General features: G+C 41.8%; 18 protein-coding genes. 14 read left to right on the top strand and 4 right to left on the bottom strand.

Features of this window, described 5'->3' with window-relative positions:
* The first annotated feature begins 46 nt into the window (after positions 1–46).
* The 3 genes from B2U56_RS02145 to B2U56_RS02135 are packed head-to-tail and all read left to right on the top strand — an operon-like array spanning position 47 to position 3,089.
* On the top strand, positions 47–610 hold the full coding sequence (locus B2U56_RS02145; RefSeq protein WP_286951965.1) for a TRAP transporter small permease: 564 nt from the start codon (positions 47–49) through the stop codon (positions 608–610).
* Entirely contained in the window at positions 598–1,905 is a 1,308-nt protein-coding gene (locus B2U56_RS02140) for a TRAP transporter large permease (RefSeq protein WP_286951963.1), read from the top strand. Before B2U56_RS02145 ends, B2U56_RS02140 begins: the two co-directional genes overlap by 13 nt.
* A gap of 56 nt (positions 1,906–1,961) precedes the next feature.
* Positions 1,962–3,089 carry a mandelate racemase/muconate lactonizing enzyme family protein gene (locus B2U56_RS02135; RefSeq protein WP_286951961.1) on the top strand — a complete coding sequence of 376 codons (1,128 nt, stop codon included), beginning with the start codon at positions 1,962–1,964 and terminating at the stop codon, positions 3,087–3,089.
* Between the two features lie 89 nt (positions 3,090–3,178).
* Here the strand turns inward: B2U56_RS02135 and B2U56_RS02130 are convergent, their stop codons facing one another.
* Both B2U56_RS02130 and B2U56_RS02125 read right to left on the bottom strand, forming a co-directional pair.
* Positions 3,179–3,748 carry a helix-turn-helix domain-containing protein gene (locus tag B2U56_RS02130; protein WP_286951959.1) on the bottom strand — a complete coding sequence of 190 codons (570 nt, stop codon included), beginning with the start codon at positions 3,746–3,748 and terminating at the stop codon, positions 3,179–3,181.
* A gap of 321 nt (positions 3,749–4,069) precedes the next feature.
* On the bottom strand, positions 4,070–4,873 hold the full coding sequence (locus B2U56_RS02125) for an arsenite methyltransferase (RefSeq protein ID WP_286951957.1): 804 nt from the start codon (positions 4,871–4,873) through the stop codon (positions 4,070–4,072).
* A 212-nt stretch (positions 4,874–5,085) separates the two neighbouring features.
* Here B2U56_RS02125 and B2U56_RS02120 point away from each other — a divergent pair, with 212 nt between their 5' ends.
* The 8 genes from B2U56_RS02120 (at position 5,086) to B2U56_RS02085 (ending at position 14,176) form a co-directional block, all read left to right on the top strand.
* Positions 5,086–5,826, top strand: coding sequence for an FCD domain-containing protein (locus B2U56_RS02120; protein WP_013049147.1), 741 nt, complete (start codon positions 5,086–5,088; stop codon positions 5,824–5,826).
* 56 nt (positions 5,827–5,882) lie between these two features.
* Positions 5,883–6,878 (top strand): TAXI family TRAP transporter solute-binding subunit, encoded by a 996-nt coding sequence (locus B2U56_RS02115; RefSeq protein ID WP_286951955.1) that lies wholly within the window; start codon positions 5,883–5,885, stop codon positions 6,876–6,878.
* Positions 6,879–6,956: 78 nt separating this feature from the next.
* Positions 6,957–8,906: a TRAP transporter permease gene (locus B2U56_RS02110; protein ID WP_286951954.1), complete on the top strand. Its 1,950-nt coding sequence runs from the start codon at positions 6,957–6,959 to the stop codon at positions 8,904–8,906.
* A gap of 45 nt (positions 8,907–8,951) precedes the next feature.
* On the top strand, positions 8,952–9,419 hold the full coding sequence (locus B2U56_RS02105) for a RidA family protein (protein WP_286951952.1): 468 nt from the start codon (positions 8,952–8,954) through the stop codon (positions 9,417–9,419).
* Between the two features lie 57 nt (positions 9,420–9,476).
* Positions 9,477–10,394 (top strand): dihydrodipicolinate synthase family protein, encoded by a 918-nt coding sequence (locus tag B2U56_RS02100; protein ID WP_286951951.1) that lies wholly within the window; start codon positions 9,477–9,479, stop codon positions 10,392–10,394.
* Positions 10,395–10,439: 45 nt separating this feature from the next.
* Positions 10,440–11,810, top strand: coding sequence for an FAD-dependent oxidoreductase (locus B2U56_RS02095; RefSeq protein ID WP_286951950.1), 1,371 nt, complete (start codon positions 10,440–10,442; stop codon positions 11,808–11,810).
* A gap of 57 nt (positions 11,811–11,867) precedes the next feature.
* The gene (locus tag B2U56_RS02090) at positions 11,868–12,929 is read left to right on the top strand and encodes a 1-aminocyclopropane-1-carboxylate deaminase/D-cysteine desulfhydrase (RefSeq protein WP_286951949.1); all 1,062 of its coding nucleotides are present in this window, start codon (positions 11,868–11,870) and stop codon (positions 12,927–12,929) included.
* Positions 12,930–12,961: 32 nt separating this feature from the next.
* Positions 12,962–14,176: an aminotransferase class V-fold PLP-dependent enzyme gene (locus B2U56_RS02085; protein ID WP_286951948.1), complete on the top strand. Its 1,215-nt coding sequence runs from the start codon at positions 12,962–12,964 to the stop codon at positions 14,174–14,176.
* 199 nt (positions 14,177–14,375) lie between these two features.
* Here B2U56_RS02085 and B2U56_RS02080 read toward each other — a convergent pair whose 3' ends face one another.
* The gene (locus B2U56_RS02080) at positions 14,376–15,443 is read right to left on the bottom strand and encodes an AI-2E family transporter (protein ID WP_286951947.1); all 1,068 of its coding nucleotides are present in this window, start codon (positions 15,441–15,443) and stop codon (positions 14,376–14,378) included.
* 209 nt (positions 15,444–15,652) lie between these two features.
* Positions 15,653–16,315, bottom strand: a complete 663-nt coding sequence (locus B2U56_RS02075) for a GntR family transcriptional regulator (RefSeq protein ID WP_286951946.1) — start codon at positions 16,313–16,315, stop codon at positions 15,653–15,655.
* Between the two features lie 701 nt (positions 16,316–17,016).
* Between B2U56_RS02075 and B2U56_RS02070 the strand changes: the two genes are divergently transcribed.
* The 3 genes from B2U56_RS02070 to B2U56_RS02060 all read left to right on the top strand — a co-directional run bounded on the left by B2U56_RS02070 (position 17,017) and on the right by B2U56_RS02060 (position 18,993).
* On the top strand, positions 17,017–17,334 hold the full coding sequence (locus B2U56_RS02070; RefSeq protein ID WP_286951945.1) for a pyrimidine/purine nucleoside phosphorylase: 318 nt from the start codon (positions 17,017–17,019) through the stop codon (positions 17,332–17,334).
* Positions 17,335–17,349: 15 nt separating this feature from the next.
* Positions 17,350–18,426 (top strand): TRAP transporter substrate-binding protein, encoded by a 1,077-nt coding sequence (locus B2U56_RS02065; RefSeq protein WP_286951944.1) that lies wholly within the window; start codon positions 17,350–17,352, stop codon positions 18,424–18,426.
* Positions 18,427–18,528: 102 nt separating this feature from the next.
* On the top strand, positions 18,529–18,993 hold the full coding sequence (locus B2U56_RS02060; protein ID WP_013049135.1) for a TRAP transporter small permease subunit: 465 nt from the start codon (positions 18,529–18,531) through the stop codon (positions 18,991–18,993).
* Positions 18,994–18,998: the final 5 nt, after the last annotated feature.

Here is an 18,998-nt window from a genome sequence, read left to right as displayed (position 1 = left end):
GCATAGATGTTGTTCTCGAGATCTCCAGTAGAAAGGGGAAGCTAGCGTGAAAACGTTCCTTTTGTTTATCTGGCATTTACTGCTAAGAGCTCAAAGGGCAGTGATGCTCTTTACTATATGTTTTTCAACAGTAGCGGTGTTCCTAGAAGTAATCATGCGTTATTTTTTTCATTCTCCTTTAGTTGGAATTGAAGAGCTGGCGGCCTACGTTGCATTTTGGCTTTACTTTATTGGAGGCTCCTACGGATCTTATGAAAGGAGCCATATTTCTGCAGATATTTCTCAACTTGTTTTCAAGAATAAACTTCATTATGCAAAGTCCCATGCGATTACGAGTCTAATTTCAGCTTTTGCTGCTCTTTATGCTCTTATTTGGGCTTTTGATTACGTCAAATGGGGTTTTGTAATGAACGAGCAGTCAAGATCGACTTTTTGGGGGAGCACCTATCCGGTGGTCTTCTTTCAGGGTAGCATTTTCGTAGGCCTGGCCCTGATGAGTTTCTATTTTTTCGTAGAATCTGGCCAATGGTTCAAGGCTGCTTTCATTGATCGCCATGTGCCCGAAAAACTGCTTGTTGCCAGAGAGGAGATAGACTCATGGATTGGATGATTGTCAGCTCCCTGATTATATTTGCCTTCATGATCTTTTCTGGCGTACCGATCCCATTTGGTTTTCTCGTCTCTATTATTTTTTTAACAATTACCAAAGGGATGGATCCGTCTTTCCTGTTGCCAGTCGGTTTTACAAGTTTAAATTCAGTTACACTCCTTAGCATGCCATTTTTTATTGCTCTTGGTTATCTGGTGACAGGGGGAAGCATTGCTCGTCGTCTGCTTGATCTTGCCAATGCATTCGCTGGTCGGATCCCAGGGGGTCTTGGAGTCGTAGCATGTGTAACTTCTGCTGTTTTTGGGGCGATTTCTGGCGCTGCAGCATCATCGGTAATCGCCATTGGAACCATAATGATCCCAGAGATGGAACGACATGGATATCCAAGGGGTTATTCAGCTGCTTTAATCAGTGCCTCAGCTGTTTTAAGTACATTGATTCCTCCGAGCATTACGATGATTATGTATGCGTTTGTAACTAGCCAATCTGTTGCTGCTTGCTTCTTGTCAACCGTAATTCCAGGATTGCTTCTGACTTTACTTTTTAGTGTGGTTAACGTTTATCTTGTAAAAAAAATGCCCTCCGTCAAGACGCTTCCGAACATTTCTTTTGGGGAAAAAATTGCTTTGATTAGAGAAAAGACTAAACCGGCCATAGGGGCAATATTTCTTCCAGTGCTCATTTTGGGAGGAATTTATGGGGGGATTATGACGCCTACTGAAGCAGCTGCGGTAGCGGTAATCTACTCTATCGTATTGAGCTTTATAGTGTATCGCGAGCTCTCTTTAGGGAAAGTGTTTCTTTATCTCCGTTCTTCTGTCACAGCTTCTGGGACAATGATGCTTATGACATTCTTTGCGGCGATTTTGAGCAGAATATATACAATGGAGCAAGTTCCACATACTGTTTCTAATATTTTACTGGGCCTAACAGAAAATAAATATATTCTTTTGCTTCTTATTAACGTATTCCTGGTCTTTGTAGGGATGATAGTGGATGCTTTGAGTGGAATTCTTTTGGTAACTCCTTTACTTTATCCTGTCATTCTTAAACTAGGAATTCATCCCATACATTTTGCAGCTATTATGGGAGTTAATCTGGGAATGGGAATGTTGACTCCTCCTATGGCAGGGATTCTTTACATGGGGGCTAAGACAGGAAAAGTAACCGTTAATAAAATGATAAAACCTATAATGATTTTCATCACTTTCTGTTATGTCCCAATTATTCTGTTTACGACATACTGGGAACCTCTTTCTCTTTATCTTCCTAGAGTAGCGGGGCTGATTCACTAAAGTATATCTTCAAAGAGAAGATGCTTTGAATAAAATTTTTTGAAAGGGTGACAATTGTGCGGATAACTGCTGTTGAAATTATTGAAACAAAAATTCCGTTGAATCCTCCTTATAAACTGTCGAAAAAATACGGTGTTGTTGCATTCACACACCCTACTATTGTGAAAGTGCATACAGATAATGGATTGGTTGGTTATGGAGAGACTGATGCATGGGTGGGATTTACGTCTGAAACACCTGAAACAGTTGCTACTGTTTTGAGGCACAACATAGCTCCTGCGATTCTTGGCGAAGAAGCAACTAATATTCGTAAATTACATGACACGATGAATTTTATTATGCGTGAAAATTATATGGCCAAGGGAACGATTGACATGGCCTGTTACGATCTTCTCGGAAAAGAAGCTGGGATGCCAGTTTACCGACTCCTTGGTGGAAATTTGTATGATTCGTTACCAATCATGGGGGCTATAGGGGGAGAAACGCCAGAAGAAGCAGCGGCTGCTGCTCTAAAAACCAAAGCAAAAGGATACCATTCCTTAATGGTTAAGGTTGGTCGAGACCCTGTTCAAGATGCTCAATGTGTTCTTGCTGTCCGAGAAGCTGTGGGGTCAGAGTATCCATTGATTCTTGATGCAAATCAAGGATGGGATCTTGCCTCTGCTAAGAAGTTTATTTCTATTGCTGAAGAAGCAAACCCAGTTCTGTTCGAGCAAGCGCTTGTTGCAGAGGATATTGAAGGTATGGCGGAACTACGCAGAAGTTGTAATGTACCTGTTTCTGTTGACGAAAGCCTTACTTCTTTTGACTGCGCTCGAGCTATAATTAACCTTAACGCTGCAGATGTATTTAGCGTTAAGGTTTGCAAAAATGGTGGCATTAAAGAATCGATGAGAATCATAGAGCTCGCTCAAAATAATGGAATTAATATCTTGTTTAACTCTATGTTGGAAGAGGGAGTGACACAGGCCGCTTCCCTTAACATGGCTCTTGTAACGAAAAATCTATACCCTTACGGGCATGCCTATTTTTCTCCATTGCGCTTGGAAGCGGATATTACTACCTTTAGTAGCTTAATTCATGATGGAAGGGTTTTTGCTCCCACGTCACCCGGACTTGGGGTCGATTTGCTTGAGGATGTTCTTGATCGTTATATTGTCAGTCAAACAGTTATCAAGAAATAAAAACACCCTTCAGTTTCACATGAGTAAAAATGAATATCGCATATTAATGAAACAAGTCGCAGAAGCCACACTCGCTTCTGCGACTTGTTTTAGCACTTAGGTGTCAAAATGAGAAGAGTTTTACAGGGCTTACCTCCATAAGCTTTACCTCCATGGGGTCTGCTCCCATCGAAGAAAATACAGTCGCCTTCTGAAAGAAGAAAAGTTTGATCGTCATAACGAAATTGCATCTGGCCTTCTAGTACATATGCAAACTCGCAGGAATCATGTATGTAATTTGGTTTTTCTTTAGCTGTTTCTGCTGAATAAGTAATTAGATAAGCGCTCCATATCTTGTTAGGCCAGGTATTGCCAAGCATTTCATAACGATATCCTTTGCTTGTCTTTCTTGACGAAATTGGTTTATTGTCTTCCTTTCGTATAAGGAGAAAACCAGTCTTTGTCTCCCCAATAAGGGCTACAAGTGACATTTCTAAATTCTTAGCAATCCTTGAATAGGTAGAAATAGGAGTGCTTACTTTACCTAATTCAATTTTGGAGAGCATTGCTTTTGATATTCCAACTTTTGTAGCCAAATCCTGTAATGTCATCTTGTGGGACTTTCGTTGTTCTCTTATGCGTTTCCCGATTAAAATTTCCATTTCGTCCATGTCTTCCATATAGAACTCCTCCAATTGTAGTTTGTTCCCTGCTACGAGCATTGCGAAGGAAAGAGATACAACATCCCTCCAACTACTAGTTACGCTAATTTCACTGACAATGTATAAAGCCCGCCAAAGATCTGCCTTAATAATGTAATTATAACGTAATAATAAGTAGCGGTGTCAGGTCTTGAGAATGTGCCAAAAGCATACTAAATAGGGGCTCCTTAACTTTTTCATGTCTCCGTTAGCTTTTTCAGCGCAAGTGGCACCTGACTTGTCGAATCATAATACATTGCGAAAACATTCCCTCATGCATAAATTCAAGGCCTGGCACCACTATTTTTTAGCTTCGACATATGCGGATCGCACAAAGTTTTCAACGCCACTCCCTGGAAACCAGTTTTTTATATATTCACGACTTTCTTCTTTTATTGTAATTATAATATCTTTGAAACCAGCATTTTTTAACATTTCTTCTACTTCTTTAACAAGGGCCGCTCCTGCAACACACCCGCTATAAGCGTTCTGATTTGTTCGAATTTCTTCCGGAAGATTCTGTAAAGCTACTATATCAGCAATAGCGACTCGCCCTTCCTTGCGAAGCACTCTGTATATTTCCCAAAAAACCTGCTGTTTATGTGGAGAAAGATTAATAACGCAATTTGATATAACAATATCCACAGTGGCATCTGCTACAGGAAGATGCTCTATTTCTCCGAGTCTGAACTCCACATTGGAATAGCCTTCTTTTCCCGCTATGGAACGTGCTTTGTCAATCATGTTGGGAGTCATGTCGACTCCTATAACAAAACCATCCTTTCCAACAGCCTGTGCTGCAAGAAAACAGTCAAAACCTCCTCCGCATCCCAGGTCTAAAACAGTTTCTCCTGCTTTCAAGCTTGCAATCCCTAAAGGATTTCCACAGCCAAGCCCCATATTTGCTCCCTTTGCTGTGGAGGAAAGTTCTGCATCAGAATATCCCAACACTTGTGAAATATCAGGTTGTGAAGAGATTGAACAGCATGAAGCACCCTGATCGCAGCACGATGTTCCGGATTGCGCAATAGCTCCATATCGCTCCCGTATTTTACTTCGGATTTCATCAGCGCTTTTTGCTTTATGTTTTTTCTTATCAGTCATATTTCTCCCCCCTAATATCTTAAATATATAAGACCACACAGGGTCATGTAAATGGGCAAAAGCGAGCAAAAGCTCACAGTTTGTGAAAAAATTCATTCATGCACATTTTCAAGACCTGGCACCAGCTTCTTCAGCTTCTTGACATTGTGCAAAAAATGACTATAATAATAACAAGCTACTCATCAGCGATGAGCAGCGAGGAGGGGGTACAGGTGAGCAATAAAAAAATTGAATGTCTAGTTCTTTCTTTTTTTTCTATGAACGACAGTCCCCAGGGTGCGGGGGCAATACGTGTTTTTCTGGATAAGAAGGGCTTTCAACTTGGAGAGGCCACTGTTGGACGGATTCTAAGAAAGTTAGACGATGGTGGACTTCTCAACAAGATTGGTTTTCAGGGAAGGATACTCTCCGATAAAGGGAAAGAATACCTTAAGTATCTTCTTTCTTTGCAAGAGAAAAAAGAATCTTTAAGGGATTTTAGTCAATTTTTATTCACAGAAGAAGGCACGTATGTGCGAGATATTTTGGTTGCGAGACGTGCTTTAGAGTCTGAAGCTGCCGCCCTTGCGGCTGAAAACGCAACTTTGGAAGACTTGCAGGAAATCGAAAAAATCTTATGCGAAATGGAAAAGTTACTTGCTTCTAATAAGAGTATGGCAGTTACTGACGTTAAGTTTCACGACGCCATTGCCAGGGCCTCCAAGAATCGAATTATTGAAACCGCCTTGCGTGTCATTCGGCACGGCGGCCAAGACTCTTCAATTGTTGAGAGGTTGAGAAATCAGGCCGGAAGCACTATTGGGTCAGACCATAAAGCCATATACAGGGCAATAAAAAACAAAGAGAAAGAAGAAGCGCGCCAACTTATGACTGAACATTTGAATAACATCTTAAAAGATTTGTCTTTTGTGGAGAAAACCACACAGGAGTCTAACGAAAGTGTCTGCATTTAAAGGTGTGCTTATGTTTGAACACTCTATTTTAAACAAGATTAAAAGGAGGTAAGGTCATGAGCAAAATCAACACAAAGCTAGTAAGGATCTTGTCAGTGTTATTATGCATCTTTCTTTTCTCTGGAATTGGTTGGGCAAGTGGGGGTACGAAATACCTCAAAATAGCGACAGGCACTGTGGGCGGCACGTGGTTTTCCGGCGGGTCAGTTTTGGCAAGCATTATTACAGAAAAGGTAGAAGGCGCAAACGCTTCCCCTACGATTGGCGGCGGAGTAAGTAACTGCAGGGACGTAGATGCCAATAGAGCACAGATTGGATATTCCTATAGTGGAACGGCTCTTGATGCATGGGAAGGTAGAGTTCCCTTTGAAAAGCCATTAAAAAATTTGAGATACATCGGAAACCAATATATTGAACCATTTCACATCCTGTTTCTAAAAGAACAAGGTTTCAAATCATTAGATGATTTAAAAGGTAAATCCTTTAGCCCTGGTAAGGAAGGTTTTACGGGAAAAATCGTTTTTGACCGTTTGCTAGAAGAAGCCAATATCTCTTATGACATGCTTGGAAAAGCAACGTATGTAGGTTTCCCAGACGGAGCTCTTCTGATGAAAGATAAACACCTTGATTTTTATGCTATTTTGACAATGCCTCCTAATTCCGCGTTTATGGATGTAGACACATTTTCCGCTGTCGATATCCTGCAGCTTCCTGAAGATTTGCTAAATAGAATGGCTGAAAAATATGGTATGGAAAAATGGATTATCCCCGCTGGTGCATATTCTGGTGTGAAAAATGATATCACCACAGTTGGTTATGGCGGTGGATTCTATTGCAACAAAGATTTGCCTGAAGACCTGGTTTATGAAATAACCAAAGCTCTTTGGGAAAATTATGAGAGATTCGTTGACGCTGCGCCAGCTTCATTTAAGAGCCAGATTAAGCTTGAGAACGCTCTTCGTGGAACAGTGCTTCCTCTTCACGAAGGAGCCTATAAATTTTACAAAGAAAAGGGTATGGAAATTCCTGAGGCGGGTATGCCCCTTAAATAGTTTGATGTCAATTTAGAAAAAGCGTTTCAAAAGAGTGTGTCTACCGGTGCGTAGAGTATTAAACAGGAGGGTTGGCCTATGCTTGCTAACATAAAAAAACATATATTAGGTATCCCCGACGAAGAAACCATCTGGTCGGAACTAAAAAAAAATGGCATTCTTTCAACTTTCATTGGTCTTGTTACTGTATCGCTTGCTTTATTTCACATAATTACGTCCTATGTAGGTCAACTTGAAGCTTTCCAGCACCGGGCGACACACCTTTTGGTTATTCTGGTATTAGTTTTTTTGAGCTCTATAGAAAAAAGGATTAAAGACGTCAATAAGTCAAGTGGCCAAAAGTGGTTGATATCGCTAGATATTCTATTCGCGTTATTGGCAGCTGTGAGTTTGTACTATACCTTTACAAACAGTACTGTTCTTCCTTTACGTGCGGGGAATCCAAATACTTACGACATCGTCATTGGCGGTATCATCCTTTTTTTAACCATAGAGGCCGCGCGAAGGCACGTTGGTCTAGGTATCGTGATAGTAAGTGTGTTCTTCCTCTTTTACGTTTACGCCGGGCCGTGGTTCCCCGGATTTTTAAGTCACGCACCCTTTACTATTGGTGAAATTATTAATATCCAATATTTGGATCTTGAGGGTATTTGGGGTTCTCCGTTAGGTGCTTCTGCCAGCTTTGTCATTGTTTTTCTTATATTTGCCGGCTTGCTTATAGAAACGGGTATCCTGGATGTTTTTATGGATTTTTCTATGAAGCTTGTTGGTAAATCTGTTGGTGGGCCTGCTAAAGTGGCAATAGTCTCTAGTACGCTAGTAGGAATGGTTAATGGAACAGCCGTAGGAAATGCCCTCCTCACTGGTCAGGTTTCCATTCCAATTATGAAGAAAATGGGATATAAACCGCCCTTTGCAGCGGCTGTAGAAGCTGCGGCTTCCACTGGCGGACAAGTTATGCCTCCCATCATGGGATCAGCGGCTTTTATCATAGCGATGTTCCTTGGCATTTCTTACAACGAAGTATGCAAAGCTGCTTTGGTGCCGGCTCTCTTATGGTTCTTTTCCCTCTATGTGATAGTCCATTTGGAGGCACGGAAATGGAACCTCAAACAGCTTACCGATGAAGATCACGCCAATTTGCCTTCTTGGGGGTATTTGTTCCAGAGAAGCTATTTGGCAGTGCCCATGATCGTGCTGATTTTAATAATGGTTATGGGTTTTAGCGAGGTCAGAGCGGGGTTTTGGGGAATAATTTCTCTTCTTGCGGTGAGCCTTATAAGAAAAGAAACCCGATTCACCCTTAAAAGTTTATGCGCAGGTTTAAAATCAGGTGTCCAGATGGCTTTTTCCGTTACAACAGCTTGTGCGTGTGCAGGTATTATTGTGGGGTGTGTCATGCAGTCAGGCCTTGGATATACATTAAGCACCTCCCTGGTGGAAATTGCAAAAGGAAATGCCCTTATACTCTTGCCTCTTGTCATGATAACTGCTCTTGTACTGGGCACAGGAATGATGACCGTTGGGGTGTACATAATCGTCTCTGTTTTATTAATTCCTGCAATGACATCTATGGGGCTGCACACCTTAGGAAGCCATTTATTTGCTTTCTACTTTGGAATTCTTTGTAATATAACTCCTCCTGTAGCTACAGCGGCTTACGGTGCTGCCGGAATTGCGGAAACAAGCCCATGGTCTACCGGGGTAGCTGCCTTTAAACTTGCGATTCCAATATTTTGTGTTCCCTATGTTTTTATTTTCCAGCCCGCTCTCCTTTTGGACGGAACCCTTTCTCAAATATTGTTTACTGTCATCACAACCTTTGCCGGGGTCTTTTGTTTTGATGTCGTTATGACAGGATATTTATTTAGAAGATGCAAGGTTATTGAAAGAATGCTTTTCTTTATTGCAGGCATAGCGCTAATATTCCCTAGTTTTAAGGTTTCTCTATTGGGAATAATCCTTTTTGCCATCGCCTTTGCCATACAGAAGTTTTTGAAACTTGAAAATGCCGTAAGCTACAGCTAACAGGCGCCTTTTTGTTCAGAAGATATTTTACGGGAGGATGTTCATATGAATGTTGAAAAAAAACTTGCTGAATTAGGTCTTGAATTGCCTGAAGTCCCTGCTCCTGGAGGCTCTTATGTTCCGGTTCAAATCTCTGGGAATATGGCCTTTACTTCTGGACAGACGGCGTTGATCAACGGGGAAAGAAGATATCTGGGTAAAGTAGGAAAAGAGGTGTCTTTAGAAGAAGGAGTACTCTCTGCTAGGGATGCATGTCTCAACTGCCTGGCTTCTTTGAAAAAAGAGCTGGGAACCCTTGATGCAGTCACGAAAATAATCAAATTAGTGGGCTATGTTAATAGCGCATCAGGGTTTTATCAGCAGCCGCAGGTGATTAATGGCGCATCAGACCTGTTAGTAGAGCTTTGGGGAGAAGTTGGCCGACATGCCAGATCCGCAATTGGCACAGCAGAGCTCCCAGTTAATACGTCTGTGGAATTAGATTTGATTGTTGAAATAAAAAAAGAAGACTAGCAGTACTTTTTAAATAGAATACGATTAAAAACTCAAATATAAATGGGGGCACTTCTTATGTTTAAACCTACTGGTTCATGGGTGGCAATGCCCACTCCTTTCAAGCCTGACGACACTATCGACTATAACGGGTTTGAAATTCTTATTGAAAGACAAATCAAGTATGGAACATCCCAATTGTTTGTTTTGGGATCATGTGGCGAAACAAGCCTGCTTACTCTTGAAGAAAAGAAAGCGATCGTCAAAGAAGTAATAAAAATGACAAAGGGAAGAATCCCAGTCTTTTTCAATGCTTCGTCAAATACTACGGAGTCAAGTGTTGAATTTGCGAAGTATATTGAAGGCGAGGGTGGAGACGGCGTTATTTTTACGGTACCGCCATATGTTCTGATTCCGCAGGGCGCAGTCTATGACCATCTTGATACATGCATGGGCTCTATTAATATTCCCTGTGGTATCTATAACAATCCGTCAAGGATAGGAGTTCTTGTAGAGGCAAGTACCATTGCCAGGCTTTCTGAAAAACACCCAAACTTTGTTGTGGATAAAGAAGCCATGCCCCATGTAAAACAGCTAGTGCAGGTAAAACGTCTGTGTGGCGATAAGATTAATATTCTTTGTTGTGATTATCCAAACTATTCAATTGTTATTCCCACCCTTGCTATTGGCGGAAACGGAACAGCTAATATCGGCGGGAACATCATTCCTGAGGAAGTTGCGTTGTTTTCCCGTCCGTGGGATAGCGTAAAAACAATGGAAACATGCAGAGAAACCTACTTTAAATACTTCCCGCTTCTTGAAAGTCTTTACCAGTTGTCTAACCCAATCGTCATTAAGGCTGCTTTGAAGATCCTGGGCTTGCCGGGTGGTCACTTGAGAAAACCCTATTCTGATTTTGTAGGGCCCAAATTTGATGAGCTCAAAAAGTTAATGGGTGAACTTGGCGTATTAGAAAAGTATGGCAACGGCAAATAATCATAAAGAGTCACGTAAGGTTTTAGAAAGGAAGTGTGAACCAAGGTGGGGAAGCATCTGGTAGTTATTGGTGGAACAGCCGCTGGATTGAGTGCTGCTTCGAAGGCAAAAAGAATGGATCCTGATATAAAAGTCTCTGTGTATGAAAGAACAGGGTTCATAGCATATGGTGCTTGCGGATTGCCATATTACATAGGGGATCTTGTTAAAACGGAAGGCAAGTTGGCGGATTTTACCCCAGATGAATTAAAAGAAAAAAGGGATATTTCCACATACATCCATCACGAGGTCACTAAAATTGATGCAGACAGTAAAATCCTAGATGTTTATGATTTAAGAAAAAATGAGTTTTTCAAAGTTCCCTATGATTATCTTGTCATTGCGACGGGAGCGTCACCAATAATACCAGATATTCCCCACGTTCATGCCAATGGCGTGTTCTTCCTTAGAACCGTCGAGGATGGAATGGCTATTAAAAACGCGATTAAAGAAAGAAATGTCAAAAAAGCTCTTATCGTGGGGGGAGGGTTCATTGGCCTTGAAATGGCGGAGCAGCTATCCTTTTTAGGCATAGAGGTCACAATTGTTGAAGCTTTGCCACGGCTTCTGCCTCTTCTTGACGAAGAATATTCCAACGCTGTGAAGAAAAATTTAGAAGAGAACAACGTGTACTTGCATACCGGAACAACAGTAAGCGAGATTATAAGTGAAAATGGCAATGTTGTAGGGGTCAAAACAAATAACGGTGAAATATTTGACACAGACATGGCCATTATCTCCATAGGAGTGAGGCCAAATTCCAGTATGGCTCAAAACGCTGGACTAAAAACAGGAATTAAAAACGCTATTGTTGTAGATGAGTACATGAAAACCTCTGATGAGTCGATTTGGGCATGTGGAGACTGTGTGCAGACCTTTAATTTAATAACAAAAAGAGAAACTTATGTCCCTCTCGGAACAACTGCCAATAAGCAGGGCAGAATTGCCGGAGGAAATATTGCAGGTGATAAAAGTACGTTTAAAGGAGTGCTGGCATCCCAGATCACAAAAGTCTTCGATCTGTATATAGCATCAACAGGTTTGACAGTGGATCAGGCGAGAGAAGCCGGATTTCTGCCAGAAGAGGCGAAAATAGTGAAAAAGGATAAAGCGTCATATTATCCTGGGGGAAAAGACAACAGCATAAAGCTTATATTCGATAAAAATACGGGAAGACTTCTTGGAGCCCAGGCAATAGGCAGTGAATCTATCGCAGGAAGAATAAATCTCCTTGCAACGGCAATAACAGCAGGTATGACAGTCGCCGAACTATCAGAGGTCGATTTGGTATATGCTCCCTCTGTAGCCCCTGTTTACGATCCTATCTTGATTGCGGCCAGCCAGGCAGTGAAAAAAGTAGTTTTAAAAAGGGATTAGACCTAACGACCAGGGCAGACTGCAAAAACATCTCTTGATAAGAGGGGAGATCAAATAATGAAAGACATTCAAGAAATAGAAAGAACGCTAAACCAACTAAAGGAAGCTTTGCCGCGGGTCAATCTGGCTTTCCTTCCAACCCCTCTGCATAAGCTCCCAAGACTTTCTCGCCAGTATGACATAGAACTATTCATCAAACGGGACGACTTGACGGGGATCGAATTAGGGGGGAATAAAACTCGCAAACTCGAATTTGTTCTTCCTGACGCCTTAGCAGCGAAAGCCGATTATATTATCACTGGCGCTTCAATCCAATCAAATTGGTGCAGACAGATGGTATCAGCATGCGTACAATGCGGACTCAAAACGATTCTCTATCTCTTTGGGCCCAACATTCCTACTGAATACCAAGGCAACTTGTTATTAGATAAAACTTTAGGAGCCGAAGTCCACCTTATCAAATTAAATGAGGGAGAGAACCTTTATGACGGGCTCAACAGAACTGAGGAAATGCGCAAAAAACGCATACAAGAGCTCGAAGACGCAGGTCATAAATGTTTCTACCTCAAGGTGGGAGCGCCTTTCCCAAAAGGCCATGCGGCCTATGTATGGGCCATGGCTGAACTTGTTCATCAATTACAGAATTTGGGAATGACCCTGGATGATCTTGATTACATCGTAACCCCCCTTGGTGCCGGGGGAACCTATGCCGGACTGTTCGTGGCAAAAAAACTATTTGAATCAAAAGTGAAGATATATGGATATTGCACCTCGAGCATGCATCCTACTATGGAAGACGACATCCTGAATGCATGTAGGGATACAGCGGATTTCCTAGGGTTAGATTTATCTTTCGGCAAAAGCGACATCCATGTCAGCTTTGACTATGGCGGAGAATATGATGTGCCTACCCCGAAAAGCACGGAAGCAATCAAACATGTAGCACGCAGCGAAGGGGTGCTGTTAGATCCAGTATACACAGCAAAAGCCATGTCCGGACTTCTTGATTATTTAGAAAAAGGATTGATACCCTCTGGAAGCCGCGTTCTATTTTGGCATACGGGCGGTCTTCCTGCCCTATTTTCAGGCCGGGAAACTGCCGGAACGATTTATGAGTAACCAATCATAAATTTAGTAATGGAGGAGTAGCCATGACAATTTACGAGAAATTTGGAATAGAACCGATTATCAATGTGGATGGGCCCCTCACAAGATACGGCGGCGCCATTATGGAGAAAGAAACTTTGGATGCCATGGATGAGGCAGCAAAGTATTCTGTTCCACTGGATCAGCTTCAGGCGGTCGCATCTAAGATCATCGCAGAAAAAACTCATGCCGAAGCGGGGCTTGTAACAGGTGGAGCCTGTGCTGCTCTTACTTTGGCTACAGCAGCATGTATTTGTGGCTACGATGTGGCTCGTATGGATCGGTTGCCCGATACAACTGATATGCCGAACGAAGTCATAATGCCTTGCCACCAGATTAGCGGATACACCCATGCTATACGGGCAGCTGGCGCCAAACTTATTGGCGTAGGAATCCCCCACGCGCCAGTTGCTCCTTTTTCTGTATATATCACCAATAAATGGCACATTGAATCTATGATCACAGAAAAAACAGCTGCCATTGCCTATGTTGTAAGAACAGGAAGCCATCCGTCCCTCGAAGAGGTTATCGAAGTTGGGAAAAAGTATAATATCCCTGTAATTGTAGATGCTGCTCCGGAAATTCCTCCAATAGAAAACCTTCATAAGTTTATAGACATGGGGGCCGATCTGGTATGCATCAGCGGCGGCAAGGGAATCCGCGGACCTCAGAACAGCGGCATCCTCTGCGGTCGCAAAGATCTCATAGCTTCTGCTGCTATCCAAATGCTGGAAGCTCCATCAGAAGCCTATGACGAATGGAACCCGCCAAGCTCTTTCATACCAAAAGATAAATTCCGGGGAACTCCGAGCCATGGAATAGGGCGCGCCATGAAAGTGAGCAAAGAAAATATCGTAGGTCTGTTGACAGCGTTGCAGAATCTAAACGTAGAAGCTTTTGCGGCTAAAGAGGCAGCCCTTATAGAGTTGTTGCAAGGAATAAAAGGAGAAATAGAGAAAATTCCTGGCATTAGCGCGACTTTTGTTGAATCCGAATACTGCCTATGCTCTTACCCCACCCTTGAAATTAATGTGGATGAAAAAATCACCGGCATAAGTGCGTATGAGATATGCGCAAAGATGCGTTTAAAAAATATTTATTTACGTGATCGCTACGTCAACCAGGGAATAGTCAGGATCTACTCTATAAATATGAACAAAGAAATAGCGGAGAAGATAGAAAAGGCCTTAATCGAAACAATAAATGGTGCCAAACAATAAATGGTGCCAGGTCTTGAAAATGTGCATAAGCGCATGTTTTCACAATTAATGCCCCTAAAAAGAAAATCTTCCTTCTCTGTATAGCGCAAAGAGCAGCAACTCCTCTCCGAAAGTGGGGCGGCTTAAAGCCGCCCCACTTTGTATTCTCTTGGTACAATTGCACATTTTCAAGACCTGGCACCGAATTACTTGGCACCGATTACTTTGACGACATGAAAATCGCAACGGGGTGGAGAGAAGGGATATTCTCGCATACGATTTTTATTACCACTGCAATGGGAACGGCCAAAACAGCACCACCGCCTCCCCACAGCCATCCCCAAAAGAGCAACGAAACAAGCACCACAATGGGGTTAATATCAAGGGCGTCTCCCATAACCTTTGGAGCCAGTAAATTGCCAATACCCACCTGAATAGACAATAATGCAAAAGCCGTTATGATGGCAGGTGTAAAATCAGGATAAAACTTTACTAATGCCACAAGAATGGGCGGAATGGATGCCAAAATCGACCCAATATAGGGAATAAAGTTAAGCAGAAAGGCTAAAACTCCCCAGTTTACAGAGAAATCCACGCCGATGAGTTTCAGTGCCATCCATACGGCTATGCCCGTCATTGCGCTGATTATGACTGCTGTGGTCAAATATCTCCCAATTTGTTTTGAAATAGAGTTGATGATTTGCTGAACACGAACAGAATTTTTGGGCGAAAAAGCCCTGTCTAATTTGTCCGCAGAGATAGGTGATCCCAATAAAATAAAAACGAGAAAGACGATCATGAGAAACAAGTTGCTTACTAACGATATGGCTGTCCCAGGCAAAGTGATAAGCCAAGCAGTAAGCCGTTTCCCCCAATCAAACTCAAGTAAAAGCTCTATAGGGATGTCATTTGTTTTTCCGAATTCTTGCACAAGCAGTAATAGCTTATCGTAATATGAAGGAAAAGCGTTTGCAAAGGGAACTAAGCGCCTGTACAAAAAGCTCAATGCCAATAGGCAAAGCCCAAGAAAAACCGCTATAAGAGCGGTGATAGAAAGAACAGGCGGAATTTTTTTGCGCTCAAGGGTGCGGATCATTGGCTTGAAAATGTAAGAAATAAGCCAGGCTACTACAAGCGGCATCACGACTCCTCTGGCAAAATGCAATACCATCCCCGCAGCAACAATGCTCAGGAAACCCAAAAAGAAAACCTGACTTCGTAATCCATATCGACCGACGACTTGTACTTTTTCTTTGGAGTCGTATTTATTATTAGTGGAAAAAGTCATTTTGTGCCCCCCTGAACAGTAATTCAACCTATTAATCCTACCTATTTTACCCTATGGTGCCAGGTCTTGAAAATGTGCATTGGTGCATGATTTCACTAACTAGGCACAAAGCAACAAATCAAAACGGGGCCGCTCAGTTTAATCGAGCAGCCCCTGTCTTATCTCTCATCATTCCCATTACTGCATACTTCTGACACAATTGCACATTTTCAAGACCTGGCACCACTTCCGTCGCGGATCCCTTCGGCAGAAGCGAGAACGTGTGCCCGCATCAATTCAACAGCTCTTTCTTCATCACGGTTCCTCAATGCTCTAACGATTTCCCTGTGTTCATCGAGGCTTGGATTTCCTCCAAAATCAAAAAACGACTCAAAAAGAACCAGATACACAAAAGAGCGAGAGAGCACGCTTACTATAAATTCGTATAAAACCACGTTTCCGCTGGCCTCTGCGATGATTTTGTGGAAAGCATTATTGATTTCAAGATACTTATCGAGGTCTTTTGCGGCAAAGATGCTTTCTTCTTTCTGAATTTCTTCTTCTAACATGCAGAGCTGGAGTGGAGTAATTCGGTGCACAGCTTTTTTAATGGCAAGGCATTCCAGATAGGCCCTCATTTCAAAGGTGTTCTCTATTTCTTCTTTCGAAGGGTTTACCAGGCTTGCCCCCTCGTTAGGGAAAATGTTAATTAACCCCTCATTCGCTAATCGCCTAAAGGCTTCCCGCACAGGTGTCCGGCTTACATTTAACTGCTCAGCAATAGCGATTTCCGGAAGGCGCTGTCCAGGTTTAAATTCTTTATTCATAATCTTATGGCGCAGTTCCTTATATGCATAATCTACAGATGATTGAACTTGCGAACGGTTTCTCAACAAGAACTCCCCCCAACATGGGTTTTTTATTAATACAGGCAGCCCATTGAGAGCCCCTATAAAATCAGCTTTTCGAACAAAACAAAAAATATCTTTACTTTTTGTAATATTGTACCAATTTTTTTCAAAAAAAGTATAGTTTGGCGATTATATTGAGTGTTGTGTTTCTTTACAAGCCTCAATTTTTAGCTTTAACCGAGTTGCTGTATCCATTGAATACTAAAAGATGCCAGCAGCCTTGTCAAGAATTATTCATTTTAAAAACGTTAGTAAAGCAAAAAGTAAAACTATCTTTTAAGGTTAGATAAGTGAATTGTCAAAGAATATCTTCACATCACCAGATGTATTTGTTTAAACAGTTTTAAGATACATCTCATTTAAATTGCCACACTTGCCAATTTCAAAACTTGACAAAAGGTAAAAATACGCTATAAATAACTTATGAATACCTTGTATCCCAAGAATACAAAATGATTCTAACACGTATATTTCAAATGATCTCCCGCTTCTTTGCATCTGTACAAGACATATTTCTTTTGACAGAATAGCGTTTATCTCCAAAAGGTGCTTAATTTGAATCAATTAATATTTAATTGGAGTTTTAGAAACCCTGCGTGAAAAACGAGGAAACCATGAAGTATATCAAAACTTCGGCATTAATTGACTCTTGCTTTCAGCATAAATTTAGGGGGGCTATGTGTATGGACGTGATTAAAAACGTGGATATAGCTGTCAATGCAAATGTCTATAACGATGGAAAAGTTACGAGCAGAACTTTCTGGACAAAAGAAGGAATGAAAAAAACGATAGGAATTCTGTTGCCAGGTCGTTATTCATTTTCTACAGATGGGGAAGAAAAAGTAGAGATAACCTCGGGCTTCATTGAGGTTAAGATCCATCCTTCCTGCAGCTGGGTACGGTATGGAGAAGGGGAATTTTACGTGCTCCCTGCATCAACCTCATTTGAGCTGCAATGCAAAGAAATTGTAGAGTATGTTTGCAGTTATTCCAACAATTAATAGGGAGGGGAAAAAATGAAAGTTTCGTCGAAGATAGGAATTTTTGCTTTATGTGTCGCGTTGTTCTTGGCATGTGGTTTTATGAACCCACAAATATCTGAAGCAGCTGACACTGTTTACAAGTGGAGAGCGGTAACCCATTCTCTCTCGGGAACGGAAGACTACAAGATCATTCAAGAATTTTGTGAAATGGTTAATAAGGCTTCAAACGGCAGACTTGTAATAGAACCTTTTGGTGCCGGTGTTTTGTTTCCAGTTTTCGATTCTTTTGATGCTATTAAGAACGGCATTGTAGAACTATCTATGTGTTCAACAGGCTACTGGACTGGTAAAGATCCTATGTTTGCAGCCTTTGCCACCCGTCCGGGATGTCCTATTCGCAGCTACCATGAAGTTATGTATCTTGATAGGGCTGCTTATCCAGTTATGAAAGAACTTTATGCAAAACACGGCCTTACGCTCCTCGGAACTTTTGACGCCTGCACACCAGAACCCTTAATGCTCGCTAAGAAACCCATTCAGTCCATTCAGGATTTTAAGGGAATGAATATCCGTACAAGCGGAATGGGCACACAGTTTTATCAGGCTTTAGGAGCCTCTGCCGTATCATTGTCTGGTCCTGAAATCTATACTGCACTTCAGCTTGGCACCATCGATGCAGCGGAGTGGACAAACTGGCAGGAAAATATGGAAATGGGATTCCATGAAGTAGTAAAGTATGCTCTTGATCCGGCAGTCCATATTGGAGCAACTTCAAGCAAATTCCTCACAGTGAATCCTAAGAAATGGGAAGCTCTTCCAGAAGATCTAAAGACCATAGTGCTTCTAGCAATGGATCATGCCAGATATCAGTCTGCCCTGAAAATGCATTCTAGTGATGAGTTTTACAAGAGAAAGTGGATAGAGAGCGGTGTGGAAGTAGTAAGTCTCCCTGCAGAAGATTTTAAGGAAATGCAGAAAGTCGGAATGAAAGTTTATAAAGAATATGTTGAAAAGGCTCCCAATGGTCAGGCGTATTTAGAGATATATGCCCGTGTACTCCATGAGCTTGGTTACGAGGAAGAAGCAAGATTTTATGGATATGGACAGTAGTAATTAGTAATCTTTGTTCTTGACAGAGTGAAGGTGGGGTTCTTAATGATCAACCTTCACTCTGCCTTTCAATGCAATTGCTCGAAAGGAGAATCTCCGTTGATGGAAAAGATCAATAAATTATTAGCCTACCTGACACTTCCTTTGGCCGTAGTTATAGTTTACAGCGCTTTCATGAGATATGTCTTTCACAACATGCCTGACTGGAGTTTCGAAATATCTCTTTTTATGTTTGGTATCCAGGCCATAATGGGAGGAGCGTATTGCCACGCAAGAAAAAAGCACGTAAGTGTAGATATTTTGGAAAAATATCTTTCTCCTAAAGGTAAAATTCGTCTTGAGATTGTTTCAGAGTGTGTCATCCTATTCGTTTGTATTATTCTCATTTACATCAGCGTTCCATGGGCATGGCAATCCTTTATGATAGGTGAAAAATCCATGCATCAAACAGCATTCAATCCTTCCATCTGGTGGTTTAAAACAGTTGTTCCTGTAGGAACGCTACTGCTTATGGTGCAATCTTTTCGCAATCTCAGTATAAAAATCCGGGAGTGCCGGGGAAAGTAAAAAGA

The sequence above is a fragment of the Aminobacterium sp. UBA4987 genome (assembly GCF_002396985.1).
GTDB classification, from domain to species: domain Bacteria; phylum Synergistota; class Synergistia; order Synergistales; family Aminobacteriaceae; genus Aminobacterium; species Aminobacterium colombiense.
The sequence above is the reverse complement of the archived record's forward strand: the minus strand, read 5'-3'. Positions and strand labels throughout refer to the sequence as shown.

Bases quoted from the DNA above. Each gene is read 5' to 3' on its own strand.
- B2U56_RS02100 (WP_286951951.1), top strand. From the start codon at position 9,477: ATGTTTAAACCTACTGGTTCATGGGTGGCAATGCCCACTCCTTTCAAG.
- B2U56_RS02070 (WP_286951945.1), top strand. From the start codon at position 17,017: ATGGACGTGATTAAAAACGTGGATATAGCTGTCAATGCAAATGTCTAT.
- B2U56_RS02115 (WP_286951955.1), top strand. From the start codon at position 5,883: ATGAGCAAAATCAACACAAAGCTAGTAAGGATCTTGTCAGTGTTATTA.
- B2U56_RS02105 (WP_286951952.1), top strand. From the start codon at position 8,952: ATGAATGTTGAAAAAAAACTTGCTGAATTAGGTCTTGAATTGCCTGAA.
- B2U56_RS02060 (WP_013049135.1), top strand. From the start codon at position 18,529: ATGGAAAAGATCAATAAATTATTAGCCTACCTGACACTTCCTTTGGCC.
- B2U56_RS02140 (WP_286951963.1), top strand. From the start codon at position 598: ATGGATTGGATGATTGTCAGCTCCCTGATTATATTTGCCTTCATGATC.
- B2U56_RS02080 (WP_286951947.1), bottom strand. From the start codon at position 15,443: ATGACTTTTTCCACTAATAATAAATACGACTCCAAAGAAAAAGTACAA.
- B2U56_RS02065 (WP_286951944.1), top strand. From the start codon at position 17,350: ATGAAAGTTTCGTCGAAGATAGGAATTTTTGCTTTATGTGTCGCGTTG.
- B2U56_RS02125 (WP_286951957.1), bottom strand. From the start codon at position 4,873: ATGACTGATAAGAAAAAACATAAAGCAAAAAGCGCTGATGAAATCCGA.
- B2U56_RS02085 (WP_286951948.1), top strand. From the start codon at position 12,962: ATGACAATTTACGAGAAATTTGGAATAGAACCGATTATCAATGTGGAT.
- B2U56_RS02110 (WP_286951954.1), top strand. From the start codon at position 6,957: ATGCTTGCTAACATAAAAAAACATATATTAGGTATCCCCGACGAAGAA.
- B2U56_RS02130 (WP_286951959.1), bottom strand. From the start codon at position 3,748: ATGGAAGACATGGACGAAATGGAAATTTTAATCGGGAAACGCATAAGA.
- B2U56_RS02090 (WP_286951949.1), top strand. From the start codon at position 11,868: ATGAAAGACATTCAAGAAATAGAAAGAACGCTAAACCAACTAAAGGAA.